Raw genomic sequence first — 24,739 nt, forward strand, 5'->3', positions numbered from 1 at the left:
AGGAGCCCACCATGCTGAACACCCTGAAAACCCTGAGCCTGGCCGTCCTCCTCGGCAGCGGCCCGGTCCAGGCCGCCGACGCCCCGCTGAAGATCGGCACCACCGCCGCCTTCGCCCCGCCGCTGGAAGTCGCCGTGAGCGAAGCCGGCAAGCAGGGACTGAAGGTCGAACTGGTCGAGTTCAGCGACTGGAACGCCCCCAACATCACCCTCGCCCAGGGCGACATCGACGCCAACTACTTCCAGCACGTGCCCTTCCTGGAAAACGCCAACCGCGAAGGCGGCTTCCGGCTGAAGCCGTTCGCGCCGGGGATCATCAACAACGTCGGGCTCTATTCGAAGCGCTACGCCAGCCTCGCAGAGTTGCCGGAAGGCGCCAGCGTGGCCATCGCCAACGACCCGATCAATGGCGGCCGCGGCCTGCAACTGCTACAGAAGGCCGGCCTGCTGAAGCTCAGGGACGGCGTCGGCTACAAGGCGACCCTCGACGATATCGTCGACAACCCGAAGGACATCCGCATCACCGAGCTGGAGGCGGTGCAACTGGCGCGCGCCCTCGACGATTTCGACCTGGCCCAGGGCTACCCGCACTACCTGCGCCTGGCCGGGACCATCGACCCGACCCGGGCACTGCTGTTCGACGGGATCGACAACCGGGAATACGTGATCCAGTTCGTCACCCGCGGCAACTACCAGGACCGCGACGGCCGCCTGGCGCGCTTCGTCGACATCTACCAGCATTCACCGGTGGTCCGCGCCGCGCTGGACAAGGCCCATGGCACGCTGTACCAGCCGGGCTGGGAGTGACGGCCATGACCGTTCCCCCGAGCCTGCTGCCCCTCGAACCGTTCCCGACGGCGCCCGACACGCGCGCCTCCACGCCGCACATCCGTCTCCAAGGCCTGGGCAAGCGCTACCCCGGTGGAGTCCAGGCCCTGCGGGAGATCGACCTGGAAATCCGCCGCGGCGAAGTGTTCGGCATCATCGGCCGCAGCGGCGCCGGAAAGTCCTCGCTGATCCGCACCCTCAATCGCCTGGAGCGTCCCAGCGAGGGGCAGGTGCTGATCGACGACGAAGACATCGGCGGCTACGACGGCCAGCGCCTGGTCGCCCTGCGCCGACGCATCGGCATGATCTTCCAGCACTTCAACCTGATGTCGGCCAAGACCGTGTGGCAGAACATCGCCCTGCCGCTGCGGGTGGCCGGGGTGCCCCGGGCACGGATCGAGGAGCGGGTCGCCGGGCTGCTGCAACTGGTCGGCCTGGAGGAAAAACGCGACGCCTATCCGGCGCAGCTCTCCGGCGGGCAGAAACAGCGCGTCGGCATCGCCCGCGCGCTGGTGCACCAGCCGCAGATACTGCTCTGCGACGAAGCCACCTCGGCGCTGGACCCGGAGAGCACCCAGGCGATCCTCGCGCTGCTGCGCGACATCAACCGCCGGCTGGGCCTGACCATCGTCCTGATCACCCACGAGATGGCGGTCATCCGCGAGATCTGCGACCGCGTGGTGGTCCTCGAATGCGGCCGCATCGTCGAACAGGGCGAAGTCTGGGAAGTCTTCGGCGATCCGCGCCATGCCGTCACCCGAAGCCTGCTCGGCAGCCTGCGCGCCGCCCTCCCGGCCGACCTCCAGGCGCGCCTGCGCCAGGCTCCCGGCGCCGGCGACCCGGTGCTGCTCGATCTCCAGTACACCGGCGCCAGCCGACGGGTGCCGGACCTGCTGGCCATCGCCAGGGCCATCGGCCAGCGCGTCGACCTGCTCCACGGCGGCATAGAGCGTATCCAGGGCCGCGCCCTGGGGCGCCTGCTGCTGCAGGTCGGCGCGCCGCCCGGCGAGCTTCCCGGCGTGCTGGCCAAGGCCGCGCTGGTGGCGGACAAGGTGGAGGTGCTCGGCCATGTCGCCCATGCTTGAACGGCTCTGGCAAGGTTTCCTCGATACGCTGCTGATGATCGGCGCGTCCTCCGCCATCGTCCTGCTGGTGGGTATCCCGCTGGCCCTGGTGCTGGTCACCACCGGGCCGGGCGGGATCTTCGAGGCGCGCCTGCTCAATCGCATCCTGGGCGGTCTGGTCAACGTGCTGCGCTCGGTACCCTTCCTGATCCTGATGGTGGCGCTGATTCCCTTTACCCGGATGATCGTCGGCACCAGCTATGGAGTCTGGGCCGCGGTGGTGCCGCTGACCATCGCCGCCACGCCGTTCTTCGCGCGGATCGCCGAGGTCAGCCTGCGCGAAGTCGACCACGGCCTGGTGGAGGCGGCCCAGGCGATGGGCTGCGAACGCCGCCACATCATCTGCAACGTACTGTTGCCGGAGGCGCGACCGGGCATCGTCGGCGGCTTCACCATCACCCTGGTGACCATGATCAATTCCTCGGCCATGGCCGGTGCGATCGGTGCCGGCGGCCTGGGCGACCTGGCCTACCGCTACGGCTACCAGCGCTTCGACACCCAGGTGATGCTCACCGTGATCATCGTCCTTGTGCTGCTGGTCACGTTGATCCAGTTCGGCGGCGACCGCCTGGCCCGCCTGCTGAACAAACGCCTGTAGAATCCGCCCTCCCGGCCCGGGAGGGCTGGCGCTTTGCCGAGGGCGACAGGAACGAGCGTCGCCGCGACAGCGCATCTTTCCCCGCGCCGGACAGACCTGTATCTGTCGTCCTCCGGTCATCCGGCGACGCCAGACTGGTCGGCAATCCCGTGAAAAAGAAAGAAGGAAAGGCGCCTCATGCGGCAAAGATTCTGGCAAGGAACATTCAAGACCCTGGGCCTCCTCGGCCTGACGGCGGGGCTCGCCGCCCAGGCCGCGGAGCCGTCCGGCAAGGCCCTCAGCGCCGCCGCCGGCGTGCCCTGGCCGGCGGTCATCGCCCACCGCGGCGCCTCGTACGACGCCCCCGAGGAAACCGCCGCGGCCTACCTGCTGGCCCGCGACCTCGGCGCCGACTATCTGGAAGCCGACGTGCAGCGCAGCCGCGACGGCGTGCTGGTCGCCCTCCACGACGACACCCTGGAGCGCACCACCGACGTCGCCGAGGTCTTCCCGGAGCGCGCCAAGGACCCGGTGAGCAGCTTCACTCTCGCCGAACTCAAGCGCCTGGACGCCGGCTCCTGGTTCAATCGCGCCTTCCCCGAGCGCGCCCGGCCCGGCTTCGTCGGCCTGCGCATCCTCACCCTCGACGAGATGCTCGACATCGCCGAGGGCGGCGCCAACAAGCCGGGCCTGTACCTGGAGACCAAGGTACCGGCGCAATTCCCCGGCATCGAAGACGACCTGCGCAAGCTGCTGGAACGCCGCGGCTGGCTGCAACCCCGCGAGCGCGCCGCCGCCGGGCATGTCGACGTGGCCCACGGCAATGGCCGGGTGATCCTGCAGACCTTCGAGAAGAGCAGCCTGGAACTGCTGCAAGAAAGCATGCCGCAAGTGCCGAAGATTCTCCTGCTGTGGCTCGGCGACGGTTACCTAGAAGCCCGTTCGCCAGTGACCTTCAAGGAATCCGGGGAAACCGACAAGGCGGCCTTCTATGCCAGGCAGGAAGTGAAGTCCGAAGCCGAGTTCGGCGCCTGGCTGGACTGGGCCAAGGCCCACGGCGCGCTGGGCACCGGGCCCTCGGCGACCCTCAGCGAACGCGGCGAACAGAGCTACGCCGACCTGGTGAAACCCTGGATGAACCGCATGACCCACGCGCGCGGGTTGTTCATCCATGCCTACTCGGTGGACTCGGCGGAAGACTTCAAGGCCCTAAGCGCGGCCGGCGTCGACGGTTTCTTCACCAACCGCACCTCGGAACTGCTGAAGTTCCAGGGCCGCCCGGCGGCGCAAGACATGGACGCGCTGCTGCGCCGGCACGGCTACTGAGCCTCGGCCTGGCCGGCGGATGAGCGCGGGCGGCCATCCGCAGTTCCCGCTTCGGCGGCGCGGCGCTAGCCGGCGCTGTCGCTGCCGAAGCGTGCCAGCTGCATCTCGCGCAGCCGGCTGAGGGTGCGACGGAAGGCGAAGGCCAGGTAGCCCTCGGTATAAAGTGCCTCCAACGGCACCCTGGCCTCCAGGTAGAGCGGCACCTTGCGGTCGTAGCATTCGTCCACCAGGGCGATGAAGCGCCGCACGCCGTCGTCGTGCACCGACAACTGCGGCAATTCGCGATCCCCCGCCTCCACCAGTTGCGCGCCGTCCTCGGTGCCACGGGCTATGCGGCCTTCGCGCTGGCTGGCGCTCAGGCACGGCAGGTCGTCCATCAGGATCGCCCGGTAGCGGTCGCAAAGGCCGATGAAGTCCAGCGCCGACAGCGGCGCCTCGCAGAGCTGCGCATAGCTGCACCAGAGCACCGATTCGCTGTGCCGGTGCACCGCCAGCGGGCGGTGCCCCAGTTCGATGGGCTGCGTGGATGCCGCTTCGCCGGCACTCAGGCGCGCGAAGAGTTCGGCGAAACCGCTCGCCTGCCCCGCCTCCACCACCCAGTAGCGTTGCTCGGCCCGGCCGGGATGCAGGCGGTGGTCCTGGCCGCCATCCACCGCGACCACCGCCATGTGCCGCTGGATAGCCTCGATCGCCGGGAGGAAGCGTTCGCGGTTGAAACCGTCGGCGTACAACTGCTCCGGTGGCTGGTTGGAAGTGGCCACCAGCACCACGCCCTCCTCGAACATGATGCGCAGCAGGCTGCCGAGCAGGATGGCATCGCCGATATCGCTGACGAACAGCTCGTCGAAGCACAGCACCCGCACGTCCCGCGCCAACTCGCGGGCCAGGGCGCGCAACGGGTCGGCTGTACCGGTCAGTTCGAACTGGCGCTGGTGCACCCATTGCATGAAGTGGTGGAAGTGCTGGCGCCGCGCGGGCACGCGCAGGCACTGGTAGAAGTGATCCATCAGCCAGGTCTTGCCGCGTCCTACCGGTCCCCACAGGTAGACGCCCTGGATCGCGCCGTGGCGGTGAGCTTCATGCAGGGCCTGGAAACAACGCTCCAGCGCCTCGGCGGCGCGCCGCTGCGCCTCGTCGGGAGCGAAACCGCGCTGTTCCACGGCCTGGCGATAGACGGCGAGCGGCGACATGGCCGGCAGATCGGGAGAGGTATCGGGCATCGGGCAGTTCCACCTGGCGCAGAGCGCGGAGCCAGACGCTCCGCAAAGCGCCGAGTCTACTGCGCCCGGCTGGGTTTGGGCGAATGCCGCAGCGCCGGCACGGCGGATAGTCGCGGGAGGTTGGCCGAATAACCGCTTGCGCTTACCCGCCGCGATCCCGAGCGCCTGAACTCAGATCGACAACCGCACCGCCCGCTCGCCATCGATCCGCTGGCCACCGCGCTTGTTCACCACCAGTTCGCCGATGGCGATCAGCCGCGTGCGCGTGACGTTGCGGCTGAGTCCCAGCAGGTTGGCGGTATGCACCTGGTTGCCGTGGCAGAAACGGTACGCCGCGCGCAGCAGGGCATCTTCGACCCGCCCATGGAGGTTCTCGCCCTGCTCTTCGAACAGACGCTGGAAAGCCTGCTGCAACAAGTGCTCGGCGGCGCCGCTCGCCGGGCCCCCGCGCGCCAGCTCCTCGCCACGCTCCAGGCGCAGGTTGGACAGGTGCAGGTCATCCGCGCGGATCAGCCCGTCGCGGCAGATCAGCAAGGTATGGTGGATGACGTTCTCCAGCTCGCGGATGTTCCCCGGCCAGGAATAGGCACGCAACTTCTGCGCCGCCTCCGGGCTCAACTGGCTCTGGCCGTAGCCCAGGCGACGGCTGTATTCGGCGATGAAGTGGCGGGTCAGCGGCAGGATGTCGCCGGGTCGCTCGCGCAACGGCGACAGTTCGAGACTGACGACATTGAGCCGGTAGTACAGGTCCTCGCGGAAGTGCCCGGCATTGATCGCCCGCTCCAGTTGCACGTTGGTCGCCGCCAGCACGCGCACGTCGATGGGGATGCTCTTGCGCGACCCCAGGCGCACCACCTCGCGCTCCTGCAACACGCGCAGCAACTTGACCTGGATCGGCATCGGCAGGTCGCCGATCTCGTCGAGGAACAGGGTGCCGCCGTTGGCCTCCTCGAACCAGCCGGCCTTGGCCGCCAGGGCGCCGGTGAAGGCGCCCTTCTCGTGGCCGAACAGCTCGGCTTCCACCAGTGACTCGGAGAAGGCCCCGCAGTTGACCGCCACGAACGGGCCGTTGCGCCGCGCGCTGAGGTTGTGGATATGCCGCGCCACCAGTTCCTTGCCGGTGCCGGTCTCGCCGATCACCAGCACGCTGGCCTCGCTCGGCGCCACCTGGCGCAGGTGTTCGAGCAGGGCCTGGGACTTCGGGTCCTCGAAGACCTGGGCGGTGGCGCGGATCGAGGTCGCCAGGTTCGGCGAACGTGGCAGCGTCAGCAGCCGGTCGGGAGTATGGGTAGAAGCGTTCATGAGTAGAAGGTCGGTTGCGGCGGTGACTGGTTCAGCGCCCAGTCGCCCAGCTCGCGGATCTTGTAGTCCAGCGGGTCGTGCAGGGTCTGGGTGCGCAGGTTGCGCCAGTAGCGGTCCAGGCGCAGGGCGGCGTGAGTGGAGCGGGCGCCGGTGACTTCGAACATGCGGTTGCACAGGTCGAGGCCGTTGCGCGTCGCGGCGACCTTGGCGGCGGCGATGGCCAGGGCCAACTGGCCGCGCTCGCTGGCGTCCAGCGCCGGGCCCTTGGACCAGGCGGCGTCGAGGCGCTGCGCGGCGCGCTCGACCAGCGCCCGGGTGCTTTCCAGGCCGACCCAGAATTCGCCGTAGCGCGCCAGCACATAGGGGTCGGCATTGGCCTCGGTGACCTCGGAGCGGAACCACGGTCGCGCTTCGCGCAGGGTGTACTGGCGAGCCTCCTCGAAGGCGCCTTCGGCGATGCCGAGGAACACCTCGGTGAAGATCAACTGGGCGATCAGCGGCCGCAGGCAGGCGAACGGCGTGCTCAGCGGCCCGGGATCGAGCAGCAACTCGCTCTCCTCCACCCGCACCCGCTCGAAGATCGCGCTGCCGCTGTCGGTCTGCCGCTGGCCCATGTTGTCCCAATCCTGGCCCAGGCTGATACCGCTGCGCGCGGTGGGGATGGCGGCAATCAGCAGCGCCCCGCCCTCGCCGTCCAGCGCCGAGGCGATGAGCATCTCCGAATCGCGGGCGCCGGAGCAGAAGCTCTTCTTCCCGGAGAACTCGCGCCAGCCGTCGAAGCGCCGGGCCACGGTACGGTTGTCCAGCGGGTTCAGCGCGTTGCCCCAGAACCAGCGGTTGCGCGCGGTCAGCTCGAACCACGGCTGCCATTGCTCGGGCCGCGAGAACAGGCGCACGGTGGCCAGCATCAGGTGCTGGAAGCCATAGACGTGGGCGATCGAGCTGTCGACCCGGGCCAGTTCGCGCACGGTTTGCAGGGTTTCGCTCCAGCTCGCCCCCAGGCCGCCGTATTCGCGCGGGATGATCAGCGACAACAGGCCGCTGCGGCGCAACGCGTCGCGCTCGGCCTTCGGGGTACCGCCGGCGACGTCGCGCTCGGCGGCGTTCTCGGCGAAATCGGCGGCTAGGCGCCGGGCGATCTGCAACGGCGTTTGCGCCTCGGGGCGGGTCTTCGCATTCACAGGGGGTTTCTCCTCGGGGGCCCGGCTGCTCAAGCGCCGGCGCGAGCCGGCAGCACGTCGTTGGCGATCATTTCGCCGAACGGCCCGGTCAGGTTGGTCAGCCCACGGCCGGCCAGGCTGGCGTAGGGTTCGGGCAGCAGCGGGAAGACCAGTTCGGCGAAGCGGTAAGCCTCTTCCAGGTGCGGATAGCCGGAGAAGATGAAGCTGTCGATGCCGAGCTCGGCGTATTCCCCGATGCGCTCCGCCACCTGCCGCGGATCGCCGACCAGCGCGGTGCCGGCGCCGCCGCGCACCAGGCCGACCCCGGCCCAGAGGTTCGGCTGGATCTCCAGGCGATCGCGGCGGCCGCCGTGCAGCGCGGCCATGCGTCGCTGGCCTTCGGAGTCGAAACGGGCGAAGGACTGCTGCGCGGCGGCGATGGTTTCGTCGGAGATGTGTTCGATCAGCCTGTCCGCGGCGCGCCAGGCTTCTTCGGCGGTTTCGCGGACGATCACATGCAGGCGGATGCCGAACTTCACCGTACGCCCATGGCGAGCCGCTCGCTGGCGCACGTCGGCGATTTTCGCCGCCACCGCCGGCAACGGCTCGCCCCAGGTCAGGTAGACGTCCACCTGTTCGCCGGCCAGTTCGTGGGCGGCCTCCGAGGAACCGCCGAAGTACAGCGGCGGATACGGCCGTTGCAGCGGCGGATAGAGCGCCTTGGCGTTCTCCACGTGGATGTGCTTGCCGTGGAAGTCCACCGCCTCGCCCTGCAGGACGCGCCGCCAGACCCGAAGGAACTCGTCGGTGACCTCGTAGCGCTCGGCGTGGCCGAGATGGATGCCGTCGCCGCGGTTCTCGTCGGGATCGCCGCCGGTGACCACGTTGATCAGCAGGCGCCCGCCGGACAGGCGGTCGAGGGTCGCCGCCATCCGCGCCGAGACGGTCGGCGAAACGATTCCCGGACGGATCGCCACCAGGAAGCGCAGGCGCTCGGTCAGCGGCGCCAGCGCCGAGGCCACCACCCAGGAGTCCTCGCAGGAGCGTCCGGTGGGGATCAGCACGCCGTGATAGCCAAGGCTGTCGGCCGCCTGTGCCACCTGCTTCAGGTAAGGCAGCGAGACCGGCCGCGCGCCCTGGCTGGTGCCGAGGAAGTGGCCATCGCCGTGGGTCGGGAGGAACCAGAACACGTTCATCGGCGCACCTCAGGCGATCTTCAACAGTTCGGAGCGTCCGCCGAACAGCGGCGCGGCGCGCTCGGCGGCGAGGCGGATGCGCGCCTTCAGCGGCTCGCTGACGATCCGGTAGTTGTCGAAGTCGGCCTCGCTGGCGTAGACCCCGATGGGCAGGGTGATCGCCTGGAAGAAGCTGAACAGCGGGCGCAACTGGTGGTCGAGGACCAGCGCGTGGCGCTCGGTGCCGCCAGTGGCGGCGAGCAGCACCGGGGTGTCGATCAAGGCGTTGAGGTCGATCAGGTCGAACAGGTGCTTGAGCAGGCCCGGATAGGAGCCACGGTAGACCGGCGAGGCGACCAGCAGCAGGTCGGCGCTTTCGATCTCGTCGAGCACCGCCTGCAGTTCCGCCGGCGCCTGGTTGCGCGCCAGGGTAGCGCCCAGCGGCGCGGCGATGTCGGTCAGCTCGATGACCCGGCTGTCGATCGGCAGCGACTGGCCAAGCTCGGCGATCAGGGCCTGGGTGAGTACCAGGGTGCGGGACGGGCGATAGGTGCCGCCGGAGACGGCGACGACTTTGAAGGGGCTGGTCATGGGATTTCCCTGTGGACTGTTGCGCTAGGTGCAGTGCCCTGGAGCAAGGGCCGTACCAACGGGGAAATGTGCATTTCCCGGGCAGTTGCGGCGGGTTTCCGGCCTCGGCCTGTCAGCCACGCAACAGCGCTGCTGTCCGACTGTTGCCCGGGCAACAGTTCAGTTCAGCTTGTAGGCCTGGAGCAGGAATATCTGGAATGCCCGCGCCGAATGCTGGTCGCCCGGCGGCAGAACGAACGGCGGCAGGCGCCCCTTGCGGCGCTTGACGTCGGCCCAGCGCTGGCCATTGCGCGAATGGAACTGGCAGAACGGCTGGTCGCCCAGGTAGAACACCCCCGGCCGCGGCTCGCGGATGCGCGGCCAGCGGCGCAGGCAATCCAGCAGCGGGCCTAGGTCGGCGAGTTGTTCCGGCGAACAGTACGGCATGCAGCGATCCTCTTCGCCGGGTCGGGAAACCAAGGTTGCTGTGACTGGAGGACCAGGCGGACTCGGCGCGGCCGGGAAAGCGGCTACCGGGAGCGAGCGACACAGGCGAGCGGAGCGAGGCATGGCGACGTCCCTGGTCCGGCCAACGAGATTCACCGCTCCGTTGTAGAACAGCCGCCGTCCGGGTTCTTGCCGGTTTTGTGGGGGAATTGTGAAAGACTGTAAAGCGCCACGCTCACTTGCCCACCAGCGAGACCACGTTGTGCCGTGGCGAGGTTTCCAGCTCGCCGATCTTCTCCAGGCGGGCGCGCACGATGTTGCGGCTGATCCCCAGCAGGCGTCCGGTCTGCAACTGGTTGCCGTGGCAGAAGCGATAGGCGGCACGGAACACGGTTTCCTCGATGTGCTCGTAGAGATCCTCGCGGTTTTCCTCGAACAGCGCCTGCAGCGCCGCCTCCAACGCCGAGCCGGCGGCGCTTTCGGGAGCGCGGCGCAAGCCGTTCGGCTCCTGGCGCGCACGCATGTCGATGAGGTGCAGGTCGGCCGGCTGGATCAGACGGTTGCGGCAGACCAGCAGCGCGTGGTGGATGGCGTTCTCCAGCTCGCGGATATTGCCCGCCCAGGAATGCCCGAGCAGCTTGCGCTCGGCTTCCGGGCTCAGGCTCGCGCTGGTGTAGCCGAGGCGCCGGCAGTGCTCGACGATGAAGTACTCGGCCAGCGGCAGGATATCGCCGCGGCGCTCGCGCAACGGCGGCAGTTGGATGGTCGCCACGTGCAGGCGGTAGAACAGGTCCTCGCGGAAGTGTCCGGCGACCACCGCGTCAGCCAGGTCGACGTTGGTCGCCGCCACCAGCCGCACGTCGATGGGGATCGGCCGGCGCGAACCGAGCCGCACCACCTCGCGTTCCTGCAGCACGCGCAGCAGCTTGACCTGGATGCTCGGCGGCAGGTCGCCGATCTCGTCGAGGAACAGGGTGCCGCCGTTGGCTGCCTCGAACCAGCCGGCCTTGCTCTGCAACGCACCGGTAAAGGCGCCCTTCTCGTGACCGAACAGCTCGCTCTCCACCAGGCTCTCGGCGAAAGCACCGCAGTTGACCGCGACGAACGGGCCGCCGTTGCGTCCGCTGAGGGCGTGGATATGGCGCGCCACCAGCTCCTTGCCGGTGCCGGTCTCGCCGATGACCAGCGCGTTGGCCTCGCTGGGTGCCAGGCGCTCGATGCGCTCCAGCAGCTCGCGGGATCGGGGATCGTTGAACACCAGCACGGTGGCGCGCACCGATTTGGTCAGCTCGCGGGCGTGGGGATGGGTGATGACGGACATGCTGGGTTCCGAGCCGGGGAATGTGCGCCCATCTTGCCCCAGGAACCCATAGATTAAAAAATTCTGAATTCGTATTTATATATTCGAATAAAAAATATAACCCCGCTCCTTAGGGCAGTACGCCAAGCAGCGACCAGACCCGGCGCGCCTCCGAGTCCGCATTGATCAGCTCCGCCAGCAACTCGCTCAGCGGCTTGTTGCCCCACTCCACCGCGCGCTTGATCAGGTAGGGAACCGGGCTGTGCGGCTCGGTGCGCGCCAGGTAGTCAGCGATCAGCAGCAATTGCCGGTAGGCGTCCTCGCGACTGGTCGGCGCGCCAGCCGGCCCGCTCGGCGCGCTCGCCGGGAGGCTTTCCTCGCCGTCCGTGTCGCCTTCGCTGGCATCCGCCTCCGCGACCGGGGGCTGTTCTTCGGACAGCGGCGCTTGCGGGTGCATGGCGATGAACTCCTTGAGCAAGGCCAGCCATTGCGCGATGACCTCGCGCAATGGCTGGCAACTGGGGGCGAGTTCGCCCAGGCAGCGGTCGCACCACTGTTCCAGGCGCAGTAGTTGCTGCTGGCAGGCGAGCAGGCTGGCCTGCTTGCGCTGCCATTGCACCAGGGGCTCCGCGCGCAACGCTTCGTCTAGCTTCTTCTGCTGAAGTTGCGCCGCTTCCAGCGCCGCCTTGGCGCTCTTGCTGTCGCCGCTGGCGACCTGCTGGCGCTGCAACCTCTGCCAGGCATAGAGGGTGATCTCGGCGAACGCGCCCTGCCCCATCAGCGGCAGGCGCGTGTGCAGCAGCTCGGCATAGCGGCGCAACAGCCAGTCGATGGGCGGCACCCGCCACGACTGGTCGCCGTCCTGGGCTTGCGGATGCACCTCCTCGGGGTAGCGCTCGCAGAGTTCCGCCAGCAGCACCAGCGCACGCTGCAATCCGCCCAGCCCGCCGCGTTGCAGCCAGGCCTCGCCGAGCCAGGCGGCGAGCATCAGGTCCTTGCTGCGCCGCTGCAACAGTTCGCTGGCCAACTGCTCCACCGCGGCCCAGTCGGCGCGCTTGGCCTCCGCTTGCCAGACGCCGGTCGGCAGGCTGCTGTCGTCCTCCCGGCGCAACTCGCGCAGGCGGTCGTAGTCCGGGTCGTAGCGCAGGCTGGGGCCGCACGGCTGTCCGGGGTCGATCGGTTCGAGCAGCACTTCCAGGGACAGGGCGTTGCCGGAAAGAGGCAGGGTCATGGGGTACCTCCGGTGCTGGCGACGGTGGCCGGCAACAGCGTCGCGAACGGCGATTGCGGCGCGCGCACCGGCAGCGGCTGGATGGACAGCGGGGTCTTGCCGCCCAGGCTCATCAACGACAGGCGGAGGAACATCCGCGCCTCGTTTTCCGGGCTGTAAGGCGCATACACCGGCAGTTGCAGGACCAGCGGAAACTCCGTGTAGTCGACGTTCGGCGGGCGCTGCCGGGAGAAGTGCGCGCGCATCATGCGCAACAGCGCCCAGGAGCCCTGGTAGCTCCAGCCGGCCTCGAGGTCGGCCACCGCCAGGCTGGCCTGGCGCGGGTCGTCTGCCGGACGCTGCGAGCCGTTCTTCGCCCAGCGCAGCATGATTTTCAGCGGATCGCCGACATTCCAGGTCAGGCCCTTGTCCTGCGCGCCGGGGAAACGGCTTTCCTGGTCGCCCGAGTACAGGCTCCAGGCGATCACCTGGTCGGCGCCGCGTTCCAGGCTGCGGTCGCTGCGCCAGTCGATGTCCAGGGCGACGCCGAGCAGGCCCGACTTGTCGCGCTCGAACAGCGGGCCGAGCCAGCGCTGCGCCTGCTCCAGGCGGCGGACGAAGTCCTCGGCGGCCGGCAGGTCCGGCGAGCGAACCTGGGCCAGCCCTTCGCGCACCTGCGGCAAGCGCGTCTCCATCAGTTTCAGCAGGTGCCGCACCCGCCCCGGCTCGGCATCGGCCGCTTCCAGGCTGTAGGCGAACGGGAAGCGTCCGGCGAGGTACTGGTTGAAGTAGTCGGCGAGGTCCTTCCAGGCCTGCGCCGCCTGCTGCTGTTGCAACGACTGGCAGCGCCCGAGCGCGCCCTGGCGCAGGTCCACCAGGCGCGTCGCCAGGTCGCTGCGGCTGGACGGCAGGAGCACGCCGTTGAGAATGTCGGCGCAACTGCCGATGTCCATCTGGTTGAAATCGTTACCCACCAGCTTCGCCAACTGCGCCGCGGTGCTCGCCGGGTTGTCGGCCTTGAATTTCTGCAGTTCGGCGTTGAGCGCGCTGAAGCGCACGAACGCGTTGTAGTCGGCGGTGGCCAGGCTGGATTGCTGCGCCTGCAACCACTCCAGCGCCGGGGCGTGGCGTTCGGCGACGGTCGCCATGGCATTGAACTGGCTGTTCAGGCTTTGCTTCAGCTCGGCACTGTCCTGGGCGCGGAACATCTGCAGGCCGAAATTCGGCGCGCCCGACCAGCGGCTGAAATCGACCGGCTCGCGCAGCACCGCCTGCTCGTCGATGTCGCGCAGGGCCTGGCCGATATCGGCCACGGCCAGCGCGTTGAGGCTGAGCAGCAGGCGCGCGCCGGCCTGCAGGTCCTGCAACTCCAGCAGCGCCGCCTGCAACACCTGGACCTGCTTGACCTGCACGTCGAAACGCGAGGCATTGCGACTGGCCAGGCTACGACTGCGCGGCCCGAGGCTTTGCCACATGGCCTCGGTCGCCGCGCTGGCGGCGGCGTGCAGGACCGAATAGCGATAGCGCGGGTTGAGCGATGGCAGGGTGCTCTCGTAGTAGCCGGTGAAGTCGTTGAAGAAGCTCAACGCCTGAGTCACGCCGATATCGTCGATGCTCAGCAAGGAGTGATCCGCCAGTGTCTTGTCCGCCAGGGCCACGGAGACGAAGTCCTTGGTCTTCAGGTCATCGATGGCGCGTTTCAGACCGAGCAGGTCATCGGCCAGCTTGAGCGTCGCCCCCTGTTTCACCAGCAGGCCGTCGCCGGCAGCCTCCGGAGGCGCGATCCATTCGCTGCGAAACTGCTGCTGCAACTGCACGGTGAGGTTCTGCAGTTCCTCCACGCGGTTTCCCAGCAAGCTGCTTTGCTGGGCGCTCTTGAGCAGGTTCTGGTAGCCAGGGACGAGATCCTGGCCGACGCCATTGCCCCAGATCAGGTTGATGCGGTTGACCTGTTGCTGCAGGTGGTTGATCAATTCGCCGATCCCCAGCAACTGGGCCGCCGTGGCGTCTCGTTCCTGGCCGAGCTGCGCGAGTTCCTGGGTCAGGGCATTGCCGGTGCGTTCCAGGCTGTCGGTGAGGAAGTAGGCGTTCAGCCAGCGTGCCATCAGGTCATGGAAGTTATCCGCCGCCGTGGCGGCGACCCGGCCCAGGTCGAGGGCGGCGAGATCGGCCGGACGCTCGGCGAACAGCGTGCGGTTGTAATAGGCCAGGCGCGCCAGGCTGCCGGCGTTGTAGCTGCTGCCCAAGGCATCGTTACTCAGTTGCAGAAGGTCGTCGAGCGGCGTCCTGCGGTTGTCGATGGCCTGGGCGAACAAGCGATTGTGGCGCTCCAGCGTAGTGGCGCGGGCGACCAGGTCCTTCGCCGCCAGGTAGTCCTTCCACTGGCTGGGGTCGTCGCCCTCCTTCAGGCCGGGTTGGCCATCGCTGCGGATCGCCCGCAGGTCGCTCGCCTCGCCTTCCAGCAGGCTGCGCAGCGGTCGCACCAGCAGGCGCTCGGAAACGCGGCGATACGCGTTGTCGATACGTGCATCCAGGGAGGAAAACCAGGAACTGGGAAACGCCAGCGAAGTGAAGCGCCAGCGCGGCGCCTGTGACACCAGTTGCCACCAGGCCTGGACGTTCTGCCGGACCTGGGCGGCGCGCCGAGTGTCGTCGTCGAGCGGCTGGTAGCGCTCACTGGCGCCATGCAGCAGTTGCGACAGTTCACCGGCGTCGCGCAGCGCGTCGCGCCAGACCCAGGTCATCAGGCCGCCCCAGAGCAGGCACAGGCACAACGCGGCGAGGCCGATCCCGCGCTGCCAGCGCTGACGCAGCTGGAGGATGCGCGGCACCGCCTGGGCCAGGCCTTCCTCGGCAAGGATCCGCCGTGCCCACAGTTGGCTGGCGAAGCTGCTGCGCCGACGCGGCGCGTCGACCGCCGGCAGGACTTCGTCGGCTGCCGCGCCCGCCGCCTCGCTGCCGCTCAGGTAGAGACCGCGAAAGCGCGGCGCCTCGCCCCTGGCGTTGCCCTGGAAGACCGGTTCGAGCAGCGCCTGCAACGAACCGCGGAGACTTTCCAGGCGTGGCGGCAGGCAATACAGCTCATTGTCCACCTGGCCGCGCAAGGTACCGAGTTCGACGATCGACTCGGTCAGGGTGGCGGTGATTTCCTCCAGCGCCTGCTCGCACCAGCGCGACTGCCAGGCCGCTTCGGCGGCGAACGGCGAGGACCAGCCGAGGGCGCGCTCGCGCGCCTCCTCGGGCAGCGCCGCGAGAAGTTCCTGGAAACCCGGCAGGTCTTCCAGGCCAGTGATCACCACGTAAACCGGCAGGCTCAGGCCAAGGCGCTGGGTCAGTTCCACGTAGCGACGGCGCGCGGCGAGGCCGAGGTTGGCCGCCTGCTCGCCATCCTGCAGCCGCGCCAGCGGAATGTTCCAGACCACTCCGTCCAGCGCGCGCCTGCCGCGCAGGCGCAGGAACAGACGCAACAGGCGCAGCCAGGCGCCGCTTTGCCGGCGCAGGCCCTCGTCGGGCAGGAAAACCGACTCGGGCACCAGCAGGATCGCCCTCTCGCCGTCCGACCACCAGCGGCCGAACCAGGCCGGGCGCGCCACCGGCAGCAGGCGCCAGGTGGCGCACAACTGCTCGCCCTCGGTCTCGTTGCCGAGCATCAGCAGCCACGGCGCTTCGTAGCGGCCCTGCCAGCCCTGCTCGCGCTCCATCTGCCGGACCGCCGCGTAGAAGCTGCGGATCTCCGTACCACCGCGGGTTCGCCACCACCAGCCCAGCGCCCCCAGCAGCAGCGCCAGCAGCACCAGGAGGAGAACCAGCATGAACAGGGTCGCGCCGCTCATGGCGCCTGCTCCGCATCGGCCAGGTGGGTCACCGCCGCCATTTCGTGCTGGATGTCGCGCCAGAACAGGTGTCCGATACCGCTCATCAACAGCACCAGCCCGAGCACCGCCAGGCCCAGGCGGAAGCCGTCCGGCAGCGCTGCGCGCACCGGCAGACGCCGTGGCGGCGCAGCGGCGGGCTGCTCAAGGCGACGGCCGAGGTCGGCGGCGTCCGCCTCGCGCTGCCAGGCGAAGGCGAACAACGCCTGCCGCCACTTCTCGTGCAGCGCCTCGCCGCGCGGCCCGCGCAGGCGACCGCGGAAGCCGAGGATCAGGCATTGCAGGTAGACGTTGGCCAGGTCGCGACTGGCCGGGGCGCGTTCGTCGAGCAGGCGCTTGATCGCCAGCGGCAGGTATTCGCCCGCCTGGCGACTGCCGTAGAGATGCGACTCCAGCGGTTTGTCCTGCCAGGCGCCCTGCCCCGGCCAGGCGCTGAAGACCAGGGTCTCGTCGACCAGGGCGACGAAGGCATAGACCATCGCCTTGACCTGCACGCCCGCCGCGTCGCCGACGCTGGCGAAGGCGCTGCGCCACAGACGCCGGGTGATGCGGGTGGACAGTTCGAGGGCGCGCTCGACCATCCGTGGCACATCCTGGGCGTCCCGGTCGAGGGCGCCCCAGGCCTCCAGCCATTCCTGCCAGGCCTGGCGGAATGCCGTGCTGAGCGGCTGCTCCTGGTACGCCTGGGAAAAAGGCCCTGCACTCCCTTCGGGCATTGGCGGCTCCTTCCTGTCTAGGTGTTGTCGCTGCCGTCGGCGACGAACAGCACGATCTGCCAGGGACTGCTGGCGACCCCGCTGACCGGCGCGACGATGCGCAGCGGCTGGCCGGCATCGAACCAGTCGCCGGCACCCTGCACGACGAACAAACGGGTGTCGTCGCCAACGCTGTAGGCCACCTGTTCCTGGCGATTCATCGGCTGCCGCGCCAGTCCGCTCATGCGTTGCCGGGCGAGCAACGGCAGGTGCGGGTCGGAGGCGACGATGGCGCGCTCCAGCCAGTCAGCCGCCGCCTGTTCGCCGGAGCCGGCGGGCATCCGCAGGCCGACCACCAGGCGCTGACGCGGCGCCGGATCGGGCAGGCGCACGGAAAATACCTGTTCCTCCTGCTCGAACGGCAGGCAGCGGTAGCCCGCGCGGATCGACTCGATGGCGCGCTCCAACCAGTCCAGCAGCGGCTCGTAGCCACGCCGCAGGTCGAGGAAGTCGAGCGCTTCGAAGGCCGGCACGCCGGCCAGCGGATCGAGCGCCGCCCAGGCACCGGCCAGGCCCAGCAGGCTGCCGTGCAGGGCCAGCGGCGAGGCCGTACGGCTTGCCAGCAGGCCTTCGACCTCCGGCAGGCGGGTCCAGAGCGCGGCAAGCTGGCGACGGATTTCCACCGCGTCGTCCTGGTTGCCCGCCTGCTGCGCCAGGCGCAGGCGCCCGCCGAGGAACAGCGCCTTCTCCCGGGCCCGCGCGCAGAGTGACTGCACGCGTCTGCCCAGGGGCGACTCCGGCAGGATCAGTGGCGTCGGCGGGACGTAGGGCAGGCTGACGTAGGCGCCGCCCTCCTTCGCCACGCGCAGCAACGGCAGGCACACGGAGTCGGCCTTGCCGTCGTCGCCGACCAGCCGCAGCGACGCTCGCCAGACGGTGATCGGCTCGGGGTGCTCGCCGCTGGCCAGGTCCGGCAGCGGCGCGCCGACCCGCGATTGCAGACGGCCCTTCAGCGGCAGCAACTGACCCGCCCGCCACAGCGGACTGACCGCCAGGTGGACGTTCAGCAGCGGCCCTTCGGCGGCCGCCAGCGCTGTCTCCAGATCGAACTCCAGCGGCGCGTCGACACCAGCCTGCACGCTCACCGGCAGGCCGTCGGGCAGGATCGCTTCGAGGTGCAGGACCCGCACTTGGCCGGCGCACAACGCCGAGGGGTCCAGTTCCAGGGCGGTCACTCCCCAGAACCAAGGGTTGCAGGCCTGTCCGATGCGCGCCGCCAGCGCCTCGGCACGCAATCCCTGCAACTGGAAATGCTGGGGAAGCAGTTGCATCCCTTCGTGCCAGCACACCGCGTCAGGCAGAACACTCATACGACTCCCCTTCGACGTCCTACGTTGTCGTGCACGACGGTCGCTCGCCTGCCCCTCCGCTAACGCGTGGCGGGATCGTTGACCAGTCGCATTTCCCGGGTATCCAGACGCAGCCAGACGCGCTGCTGCTGGTCGAGGCGCAAGCGGTGCGCGCCGGGTGTGTTATAGCCGGCGAAGACCAAAAGTCCAGTTGCGCGGTCGCCGCGCAAGGGGAAGGACTCCGACTCGATGAACTGCCCCGGGACCAGCTCCAGGCTCCATACCGCGAACTGCTGCCGGTAGTCGCGGCGGTACTGCTCGCGATTGGCGAACCACTGGCTGGCCGGCAGTCCGGCCAGTTCCTTGAACAGCTCCGCATCCTTCACCGCGACGAAATCCACGGCGATCGGCGAGTCGTCGTTGGCGCGCGCGGCGACATCCAGGGTCAGCCGCTGCAACTCGACCCGCGGCGCGAAGAAATACGAGCAGCCGGCCAGCGCCAGGATCGCCAGCGCCAGGGAGAGTTTCCGACATATGGTGAAACATCCGTGCTTCATGGGAGTCCAACGAAAATTTTATTTTGCAAATCCATAGACCTGTTCTAGCGTCTTTTGTAGTTCGTCGCCAGTGACGGACCAGAGGGATCGCCAAGGACAGGTTCTGCGCCGTTTTCCCTGTCATGCCTGTGATCCAGCAAGGGACTGCGATGATCAGGGCATCCCCCCGATGCATTGCTCCCCCACCATTGCATCGGAGTCAGCCGCCATGGCCGAGAGTACGCAGCACAAGCTGGACCGGGTGCGCCCGCCGCGCGTGCAGATCACCTACGACGTCGAGATCGGCAACGCCATCGAGAAGAAGGAGCTGCCCCTGGTGGTCGGCATCCTCGCCGACCTCTCCGGCAAGCCGGATACCCCGCCGGCGAAGCTGGTCGAACGGCGTTTCGTCGACATCGACCGCGACAACTTCAACGAGATCCTCTCCTCCATCTCTCCCCGCGCCACCCTGCAGGTCGACAACACCATCAGCGGCGACGACAGCAAGCTGAACGTCGAGCTGCGCTTCAACCACATCGAGGACTTCGACCCGGTCAACCTGGTGAAGCAGGTGGTCCCGTTGCGTCGCCTGTTCGAAGCGCGCCAGCGCCTGCGCGACCTGCTGACCAAGCTCGACGGCAACGACGACCTCGACCAGTTGCTGCAGGACGTGGTGGCCAACACCGAAGGCCTGCAGGAAATCAAAGCGGCCCGCCCGGAAGCCGAAGCGGCCCCGGCCGGCGACAGCGAACCCCCGGCCGACCAGCCGGCCTGACCCTCTTCCCGGAGAAGCCGCCATGCCCAAGTCATCCGCCGCCGAACAATCCGGCGAGAGTTCGACCCAGACCCTGTCCCTGCTCGACGAGATCATCGCCAAGGGCCGCATGGCCCACGACGACAGCCAGCAGGACTATGCCCGCGACATGCTCGCGGAATTCGCCACCCAGGTCCTCGACGAGGGCATGGCCGTCGACAAGGACACCGTGGCGATGATCAACGACCGCATCAGCCAGATCGATGCGCTGATCAGCGACCAGCTCAACCAGATCATCCACCACCCCGAGTTGCAGAAGCTGGAAGCCTCCTGGCGCGGCCTGCACCAACTGGTGAGCAACACCGAGACCAGCGCGCGGCTCAAGCTGCGCCTGCTGAACGTCGGCAAGAACGAACTGCAGAACGACCTGGAGAAGGCGGTCGAGTTCGACCAGAGCGCACTGTTCAAGAAGATCTACGAAGAGGAATACGGCACCTTCGGCGGACACCCCTTCAGCCTGCTGATCGGCGACTTCACCTTCGGTCGCCATCCGCAGGACATCGGCCTGCTGGAGAAGCTGTCGAACGTCGCCGCGGCTGCCCACGCGCCGTTCATCGCCGCCGCCAGCCCACGCCTGTTCGACATGAACAGCTTCACCGAACTGGCCGTGCCACGCGACCTGACCAAGATCTTCGAGAGCCTGGAGCTGATCAAGTGGCGCGCCTTCCGCGAGAGCGAGGACTCGCGCTACGTGTCGCTGGTGCTGCCGAACTTCCTCTTGCGCCTGCCCTACGGCCCGGAGACGCGACCGGTGGAAGGCATGAACTATGTCGAGGACGTCAACGGCACCGACCACTCCAAGTACCTCTGGGGCAACGCCGCCTGGGTCCTGGCGCAGCGCATCACCGAGGCCTTCGCCAAGTACGGCTGGTGCGCGGCGATCCGCGGCGCGGAAGGCGGCGGCGCGGTCGAGGGCCTACCGGCGCACACGTTCCGCACCAGCTCCGGCGACCTGTCGCTGAAGTGCCCGACCGAGGTGGCGATCACCGACCGCCGCGAGAAGGAACTCAACGATCTCGGCTTCATTTCCCTGTGCCACAAGAAGAACAGCGACGTGGCGGTGTTCTTCGGCGGCCAGACCACCAACAAGGCCAGGCTCTACAACACCAACGAGGCCAACGCCAACGCGCGCCTGTCGGCGATGCTGCCGTACGTGCTGGCGGCATCGCGCTTCGCCCACTACCTGAAGGTGATCATGCGCGACAAGGTCGGCAGCTTCATGACCCGCGACAACGTGCAGACCTACCTGAACAACTGGATCGCCGACTACGTGCTGATCAACGACAACGCACCGCAGGAAATCAAGGCGCAGTACCCGCTGCGCGAGGCGCGGGTAGATGTCAGCGAGGTGGCCGGCAAACCGGGGGCCTACCGCGCCACGGTGTTCCTCCGGCCGCACTTCCAGCTCGAGGAACTCAGCGCGTCGATCCGCCTGGTCGCCAACCTGCCGCCGCCGGTAGCGGCGTGAGTCCGCCCCCGCCGGCAGCGCCGGCGGGGCGCCCTTCCCGTTCCAGACAGCCCCTCTCCAGGAGTCAGATGCGATGGATGCGATCATTCTCGATTTCGGCAGCGACATCAAAGGCGACAGCCTGCTCGTCGGCTACGAAAACAAGATCGAAATCATGTCCTACAGCCACAACGTGGCGATGCAGGTCACCAACGACGTCAGCAACTCGGAGCGCACCTCCGGCAAACCCCACGTCGGCGAATTCACCCTCACCAAGTTCATCGACACCTCGACCCCGACCCTCAACGAGTATTGCTGCGCCGGCAAGCCGATCGCCGAGGCGACCATCACCATCGGCCGCAACGCCGCCGAGGGCAACGGGCAGATCATGCCCTTCATCGTCTACACCCTGAACAACGTGGTGCTCTCCAACGTCAGCGTCAGCGGCGGCGCCGGCGGCAAGCCGGTGGAGACCCTGTCGCTGAACTTCACCAAGATCAAGTGGGAGCTGACCGCGCAGAAGGACGACGGCACCAAGGAAGGCACGGCCGCCTCGACCTGGGACCTGGCCGCCAACCAGCTGGTCAAGTGACCGGGCGCCGACATGTCCGGAGCCCTGCCGCCGCTGTTCGAGCGCCTCAGCGCCGAGGCCGACGAACGTCCCGCGTTCGACGACCGGGCGCTGGCCGAGTCGGTCCGCGGCGAGCTGCTGCGCCTGCTCAACACACGGCGCCCGGCGAATGCGCGCAGCGGCATCCTCGCCTACGGGCTCGCCGACTGGACCGCCGTGCAACGCCTGCGCGCCGAGGACCGGCGCCAGCTGGCGCGCGAGGTGCGGGCGGCGGTCGAGCATTTCGAGCCGCGCCTGCAACTGGCCGAGGTCGAGGTCGAACCTGACCCGGGCAATCCGCAGCGCCTGCGTATCCAGCTCGGCGGCAGCCTGCGCAGCGGGTCGCGCCTGACGCCTGCGCTATTCGTCATCGAACAGGGCAGCGATGGCCTTGAGGTGCGCCATGAGCGATTCGATTGATGCCGACCTGCTCGACTACTACCAGCGCGAGCTGACCTGGCTACGGCACGCCGGCGGCGCCTTCGCCGAGCGCTATCCGAAGGTCGCCCGGCGCCTGCAACTGGCTCCCGGCGAATGCCCCGACCCGCACGTCGAGCGTCTGCTGGAAGGTTTCTCGCTGCTCACCGCGCGCCTGCAACGGCGCCTCGACGACGACTACGCAGAGTTCAGCGACGCCCTCCTCGAACAGCTCTACCCCCTGGCGCTGCGCCCGCTGCCGTCCTGCGCGATCGTCCAGTTCGAGCCGGACCCGACCCAGGGCAACCTCGCCGAGGGCTACCGGCTGCCGCGCGACACCGCGCTGTTCGTCACCACCCGTGGCGGCGACAGCGTGCATTTCCGCAGCAGCGCCGAGGCGACCCTGTGGCCGCTGGCGATCGACGAGGCGACCCTGCTCGGCGGCGAGGAGGCGCAAGCCCTGACCGGAGTCGGCGCCGCCCGCTCGGCGTTGCGCCTGAGCCTGCGCTGCCTGGGCGAGTACCGCTGGGACGAACTGTCGATCGAGCGCCTGCGCATCCACCTGGCGGCTTCGCCGATGGGCTGCGCGATCCTCTACGACCTGCTCGCCGCGCATGCCGTGCAGGTCATGGCGGGGGCGCCCGGCACGCCGCCGGCGGCGCTCCGCGGACTGCCGGAGATCGTCGGCTTCGCCGCCGACGAGGCGCTGCTGCCGGAGGAAGACGGCGGACATCCGGGCCTGCGCCTGCTCGCCGAGTACTTCGCCTTCCCCGACAAGTTCCACTTCTTCGACCTGCCGCTGTCCGGCGCGCTCGCCGACGGACAGACGCTCTACCTGTACCTGGTCTTCGATCGCGCACCGACGGCACGCCTGCATTTGCAGGCGGAAGACTTCCAGCTCGGCTGCGCGCCGGCGATCAACCTCTTTCCGCGGACCTCGGAGCCGCTGCGCCCGGACGGCACCCGCAGCGAGTACCGCCTGGTCGCCGACAGTCACCGCGAGAACAGCGTGGAAATCCATAGCATCCGCGCCGTGCGCTCGGTTGCCGGGAGCACCGTGCAGCCAGTCCCGGCCTACTATGGCTGCCGCCACGACAGCCACCTCGGCACGCTCTACTGGCACGCCCGGCGCATCGCCGGGCTGACCCCGAACCGGCTGGGCAGCGACCTGCTGCTGAGCCTGGTGGATACCGGCTTCGACCCGTTACGCGAGGCCCCGGCCTTCAGCCTGACCGCCGAGCTGCTATGCACCAATCGCTATCTGGCCGAGCGCCTGGGTGCCGGCACCGCGCTGGGCTTCGAACGGCCCGGGCCGGTCGCCGCCGCACGCCTGCGCAACGCGCCCAGCGCGCAGAGCCAGCCGCGCCTGGACGGCCAGTCGCGCTGGAGACTGGTCTCGCAGCTGACCCTCAACCACCTCTCGCTGGTGGAAGGTCCGCGCGCCCTCGAAGCCCTGCGGGAGATCCTCGCCCTGCACAACCTGCGCGACGATGCCAGCGCCCTCCGGCAGATAGAAGGCCTGCGGCAACTCGACTGCCAGCGGGTGGTGGCGCACGTCGGCGAGGATGCCTGGCGCGGCTGGCGCAATGGCCTGGAAATCCGCCTGCGACTCGATCCGCAACACTTCGTCGGCGCCAGCGGCGTGCTGTTCTCCGCCGTGCTGGCGCAGTTCTTCTCGCTGTATGCCACCGCCAACCGCTTCGTGCGCACGGTCCTGGTGGAAGCCGACAAGGAGGTGAAGACATGGCAACCCCAGGCCGGCTCGCCGCTCTCCCTCTGAGTCAGCGGCTGCGCCGCACGCCGCAGCGCTTCGAACTGTTGCAGGCGCTGCTGCTGCTCGAACGCGAGCGTCCCCAGGCGTTGCCGCTGGGCACCGGCAACGCGCCGCGGGCGGAGGCCCTGCGCCTGCGCGGGCCGCTGTTGCCGCTGTTCGCCTCGAGCGAGGTGGAAAGCCTGCTCGACGACCCGCAGCAACCGGTGCTGTCCACCCCGGTGTTCGGCCTCGGCGGACCCGACGGCCCGTTGCCCTATGCCTACCAGGAATGGCTGCAACAACGCGCCCGGCAGAAGGACCATGCCCCCGCCGAGTTCCTCGACCTGTTCCAGCACCGCCTGCTCAGCCTGCTCTACCGGGTGCTGCGCAAGCATCGCGTGGCGCTCGGTTTCGCGGTGCCGGCGGCGACCCCGGTGCAGGCGCAGCTACGCGCCCTCAGCGGCCTGTTGCCGAAAGCCCTGCAAGAGCGCCTGGCGCTGCCGGACAGCGCGGTACTGGCACGCACCGCGCTGTTCGCCGGCGGGCGTCGCTCCCTGGCCGGCTTCGCCGGCCTGGTGCGCCAGCATTTCGGCGTGGAGGCACGGCTGGACGCCTACCAGGGCGCCTGGAAGGAAATCCCCGCGGCCAGCCGCAGCCGGCTGCAACGCGGCGGACGCAACCTGCGTCTGGGTCGCGACGCCATAGCCGGCACGCGCACCTGGGACGAGCACGCCGGCATCGCCCTCAGTCTCGGTCCGCTGGATGCCCGCGAAGCCGCCCGCTTCTTCCCCGACGGCGACGCCCATGGCCAGTTGGCCAGCCTCGCCGCGCTGTACTTCGGCCCCGACCTGGATTGTCGCCTGAGCCTGCTGGTGAGCGGCGGCGCGCCGCTGCGCCTGGAGCGCGGTGCACCGCCCAGGCTGAGCTGGAACACCGGCCTGCGGCGCGTCGAAGACGGCCAGCGGCAGCGCATCGATCTCGACCTGCGGCAGCCGGAGGTAGCCTGAA

General features: G+C 68.7%; 22 protein-coding genes. 10 read left to right on the top strand and 12 right to left on the bottom strand.

The features are described 5' to 3' along the window. Positions 1–11: 11 nt before the first annotated feature. The 4 genes from HMPREF3014_RS32450 (at position 12) to HMPREF3014_RS32465 (ending at position 3,854) form a co-directional block, all read left to right on the top strand. Positions 12–806, top strand: a complete 795-nt coding sequence (locus tag HMPREF3014_RS32450) for a MetQ/NlpA family ABC transporter substrate-binding protein (RefSeq protein ID WP_023087496.1) — start codon at positions 12–14, stop codon at positions 804–806. Then, a complete protein-coding gene (locus HMPREF3014_RS32455; protein WP_003124593.1) occupies positions 803–1,912 on the top strand; it encodes a methionine ABC transporter ATP-binding protein in 1,110 nt (369 codons plus the stop codon). Before HMPREF3014_RS32450 ends, HMPREF3014_RS32455 begins: the two co-directional genes overlap by 4 nt. Continuing rightward, complete coding sequence (locus HMPREF3014_RS32460; protein ID WP_003111646.1) at positions 1,896–2,549, top strand: methionine ABC transporter permease; 654 nt, start codon at positions 1,896–1,898, stop codon at positions 2,547–2,549. The genes HMPREF3014_RS32455 and HMPREF3014_RS32460 overlap by 17 nt, the downstream gene beginning before the upstream one ends. 177 nt (positions 2,550–2,726) lie before the next feature. Then, positions 2,727–3,854, top strand: coding sequence for a glycerophosphodiester phosphodiesterase (locus HMPREF3014_RS32465; protein WP_023087495.1), 1,128 nt, complete (start codon positions 2,727–2,729; stop codon positions 3,852–3,854). Between the two features lie 65 nt (positions 3,855–3,919). Here HMPREF3014_RS32465 and zapE read toward each other — a convergent pair whose 3' ends face one another. The 12 genes from zapE to HMPREF3014_RS32525 all read right to left on the bottom strand — a co-directional run bounded on the left by zapE (position 3,920) and on the right by HMPREF3014_RS32525 (position 18,711). Next, positions 3,920–5,074 carry a cell division protein ZapE gene (zapE, locus tag HMPREF3014_RS32470; protein WP_003111446.1) on the bottom strand — a complete coding sequence of 385 codons (1,155 nt, stop codon included), beginning with the start codon at positions 5,072–5,074 and terminating at the stop codon, positions 3,920–3,922. Between the two features lie 171 nt (positions 5,075–5,245). Then, positions 5,246–6,376, bottom strand: a complete 1,131-nt coding sequence (locus HMPREF3014_RS32475) for a sigma-54 interaction domain-containing protein (protein ID WP_003131577.1) — start codon at positions 6,374–6,376, stop codon at positions 5,246–5,248. Further along, positions 6,373–7,557, bottom strand: coding sequence for an acyl-CoA dehydrogenase family protein (locus HMPREF3014_RS32480; protein ID WP_003111444.1), 1,185 nt, complete (start codon positions 7,555–7,557; stop codon positions 6,373–6,375). Before HMPREF3014_RS32480 ends, HMPREF3014_RS32475 begins: the two co-directional genes overlap by 4 nt. A gap of 29 nt (positions 7,558–7,586) precedes the next feature. Then, the gene (gene ssuD, locus HMPREF3014_RS32485; protein ID WP_003104713.1) at positions 7,587–8,732 is read right to left on the bottom strand and encodes an FMNH2-dependent alkanesulfonate monooxygenase; all 1,146 of its coding nucleotides are present in this window, start codon (positions 8,730–8,732) and stop codon (positions 7,587–7,589) included. A gap of 9 nt (positions 8,733–8,741) precedes the next feature. Beyond that, positions 8,742–9,302, bottom strand: coding sequence for an FMN reductase (msuE, locus tag HMPREF3014_RS32490; RefSeq protein ID WP_003089470.1), 561 nt, complete (start codon positions 9,300–9,302; stop codon positions 8,742–8,744). Between the two features lie 159 nt (positions 9,303–9,461). Then, a complete protein-coding gene (locus HMPREF3014_RS32495; protein WP_003104712.1) occupies positions 9,462–9,728 on the bottom strand; it encodes a hypothetical protein in 267 nt (88 codons plus the stop codon). A gap of 235 nt (positions 9,729–9,963) precedes the next feature. Continuing rightward, positions 9,964–11,049, bottom strand: a complete 1,086-nt coding sequence (locus tag HMPREF3014_RS32500; RefSeq protein ID WP_003115339.1) for a sigma-54 interaction domain-containing protein — start codon at positions 11,047–11,049, stop codon at positions 9,964–9,966. Positions 11,050–11,158: 109 nt separating this feature from the next. Then, the gene (gene tssA / locus HMPREF3014_RS32505) at positions 11,159–12,259 is read right to left on the bottom strand and encodes a type VI secretion system protein TssA (RefSeq protein WP_017002396.1); all 1,101 of its coding nucleotides are present in this window, start codon (positions 12,257–12,259) and stop codon (positions 11,159–11,161) included. Beyond that, positions 12,256–16,071, bottom strand: a complete 3,816-nt coding sequence (locus HMPREF3014_RS32510; protein ID WP_023087494.1) for a type VI secretion system protein — start codon at positions 16,069–16,071, stop codon at positions 12,256–12,258. Before HMPREF3014_RS32510 ends, tssA begins: the two co-directional genes overlap by 4 nt. Then, a complete protein-coding gene (locus HMPREF3014_RS32515) occupies positions 16,068–16,826 on the bottom strand; it encodes a DotU family type IV/VI secretion system protein (RefSeq protein ID WP_003104706.1) in 759 nt (252 codons plus the stop codon). The genes HMPREF3014_RS32510 and HMPREF3014_RS32515 overlap by 4 nt, the downstream gene beginning before the upstream one ends. Positions 16,827–16,843: 17 nt before the next feature. Beyond that, the gene (tssK, locus tag HMPREF3014_RS32520; RefSeq protein WP_023087493.1) at positions 16,844–18,175 is read right to left on the bottom strand and encodes a type VI secretion system baseplate subunit TssK; all 1,332 of its coding nucleotides are present in this window, start codon (positions 18,173–18,175) and stop codon (positions 16,844–16,846) included. A 59-nt stretch (positions 18,176–18,234) separates the two neighbouring features. Next, positions 18,235–18,711, bottom strand: coding sequence for a hypothetical protein (locus HMPREF3014_RS32525; RefSeq protein WP_003124582.1), 477 nt, complete (start codon positions 18,709–18,711; stop codon positions 18,235–18,237). Between the two features lie 208 nt (positions 18,712–18,919). On the opposite strand from HMPREF3014_RS32525, the gene tssB reads away from it, so the two are divergent. The 6 genes from tssB (at position 18,920) to tssG (ending at position 24,738) form a co-directional block, all read left to right on the top strand. Next, on the top strand, positions 18,920–19,465 hold the full coding sequence (gene tssB / locus HMPREF3014_RS32530; protein WP_003089493.1) for a type VI secretion system contractile sheath small subunit: 546 nt from the start codon (positions 18,920–18,922) through the stop codon (positions 19,463–19,465). Positions 19,466–19,487: 22 nt separating this feature from the next. Further along, positions 19,488–20,972 (top strand): type VI secretion system contractile sheath large subunit, encoded by a 1,485-nt coding sequence (tssC, locus tag HMPREF3014_RS32535; protein ID WP_003089494.1) that lies wholly within the window; start codon positions 19,488–19,490, stop codon positions 20,970–20,972. A gap of 73 nt (positions 20,973–21,045) precedes the next feature. Then, the gene (locus HMPREF3014_RS32540; protein ID WP_003089495.1) at positions 21,046–21,543 is read left to right on the top strand and encodes an Hcp family type VI secretion system effector; all 498 of its coding nucleotides are present in this window, start codon (positions 21,046–21,048) and stop codon (positions 21,541–21,543) included. A gap of 12 nt (positions 21,544–21,555) precedes the next feature. After that, positions 21,556–21,981, top strand: coding sequence for a type VI secretion system baseplate subunit TssE (gene tssE / locus HMPREF3014_RS32545; protein ID WP_003122696.1), 426 nt, complete (start codon positions 21,556–21,558; stop codon positions 21,979–21,981). Then, positions 21,965–23,758 carry a type VI secretion system baseplate subunit TssF gene (gene tssF / locus HMPREF3014_RS32550; protein WP_023087492.1) on the top strand — a complete coding sequence of 598 codons (1,794 nt, stop codon included), beginning with the start codon at positions 21,965–21,967 and terminating at the stop codon, positions 23,756–23,758. Before tssE ends, tssF begins: the two co-directional genes overlap by 17 nt. Further along, on the top strand, positions 23,722–24,738 hold the full coding sequence (tssG, locus tag HMPREF3014_RS32555) for a type VI secretion system baseplate subunit TssG (protein WP_003114517.1): 1,017 nt from the start codon (positions 23,722–23,724) through the stop codon (positions 24,736–24,738). The genes tssF and tssG overlap by 37 nt, the downstream gene beginning before the upstream one ends. The last annotated feature ends 1 nt before the right edge of the window (position 24,739 follow it).

This window comes from Pseudomonas sp. HMSC065H01 (assembly GCF_001815235.1).
Taxonomy (GTDB): Bacteria; Pseudomonadota; Gammaproteobacteria; order Pseudomonadales; family Pseudomonadaceae; genus Pseudomonas; species Pseudomonas aeruginosa.

Coding starts and splice junctions, on each gene's coding strand:
- HMPREF3014_RS32450 (WP_023087496.1), top strand. CDS start 12: ATGCTGAACACCCTGAAAACCCTGAGCCTGGCCGTCCTCCTCGGCAGC.
- HMPREF3014_RS32460 (WP_003111646.1), top strand. CDS start 1,896: ATGTCGCCCATGCTTGAACGGCTCTGGCAAGGTTTCCTCGATACGCTG.
- HMPREF3014_RS32465 (WP_023087495.1), top strand. CDS start 2,727: ATGCGGCAAAGATTCTGGCAAGGAACATTCAAGACCCTGGGCCTCCTC.
- zapE (WP_003111446.1), bottom strand. CDS start 5,074: ATGCCCGATACCTCTCCCGATCTGCCGGCCATGTCGCCGCTCGCCGTC.
- HMPREF3014_RS32475 (WP_003131577.1), bottom strand. CDS start 6,376: ATGAACGCTTCTACCCATACTCCCGACCGGCTGCTGACGCTGCCACGT.
- ssuD (WP_003104713.1), bottom strand. CDS start 8,732: ATGAACGTGTTCTGGTTCCTCCCGACCCACGGCGATGGCCACTTCCTC.
- msuE (WP_003089470.1), bottom strand. CDS start 9,302: ATGACCAGCCCCTTCAAAGTCGTCGCCGTCTCCGGCGGCACCTATCGC.
- HMPREF3014_RS32495 (WP_003104712.1), bottom strand. CDS start 9,728: ATGCCGTACTGTTCGCCGGAACAACTCGCCGACCTAGGCCCGCTGCTG.
- HMPREF3014_RS32500 (WP_003115339.1), bottom strand. CDS start 11,049: ATGTCCGTCATCACCCATCCCCACGCCCGCGAGCTGACCAAATCGGTG.
- tssA (WP_017002396.1), bottom strand. CDS start 12,259: ATGACCCTGCCTCTTTCCGGCAACGCCCTGTCCCTGGAAGTGCTGCTC.
- HMPREF3014_RS32510 (WP_023087494.1), bottom strand. CDS start 16,071: ATGAGCGGCGCGACCCTGTTCATGCTGGTTCTCCTCCTGGTGCTGCTG.
- HMPREF3014_RS32515 (WP_003104706.1), bottom strand. CDS start 16,826: ATGCCCGAAGGGAGTGCAGGGCCTTTTTCCCAGGCGTACCAGGAGCAG.
- tssK (WP_023087493.1), bottom strand. CDS start 18,175: ATGAGTGTTCTGCCTGACGCGGTGTGCTGGCACGAAGGGATGCAACTG.
- HMPREF3014_RS32525 (WP_003124582.1), bottom strand. CDS start 18,711: ATGAAGCACGGATGTTTCACCATATGTCGGAAACTCTCCCTGGCGCTG.
- tssB (WP_003089493.1), top strand. CDS start 18,920: ATGGCCGAGAGTACGCAGCACAAGCTGGACCGGGTGCGCCCGCCGCGC.
- tssC (WP_003089494.1), top strand. CDS start 19,488: ATGCCCAAGTCATCCGCCGCCGAACAATCCGGCGAGAGTTCGACCCAG.
- HMPREF3014_RS32540 (WP_003089495.1), top strand. CDS start 21,046: ATGGATGCGATCATTCTCGATTTCGGCAGCGACATCAAAGGCGACAGC.
- tssE (WP_003122696.1), top strand. CDS start 21,556: ATGTCCGGAGCCCTGCCGCCGCTGTTCGAGCGCCTCAGCGCCGAGGCC.
- tssF (WP_023087492.1), top strand. CDS start 21,965: ATGAGCGATTCGATTGATGCCGACCTGCTCGACTACTACCAGCGCGAG.
- tssG (WP_003114517.1), top strand. CDS start 23,722: ATGGCAACCCCAGGCCGGCTCGCCGCTCTCCCTCTGAGTCAGCGGCTG.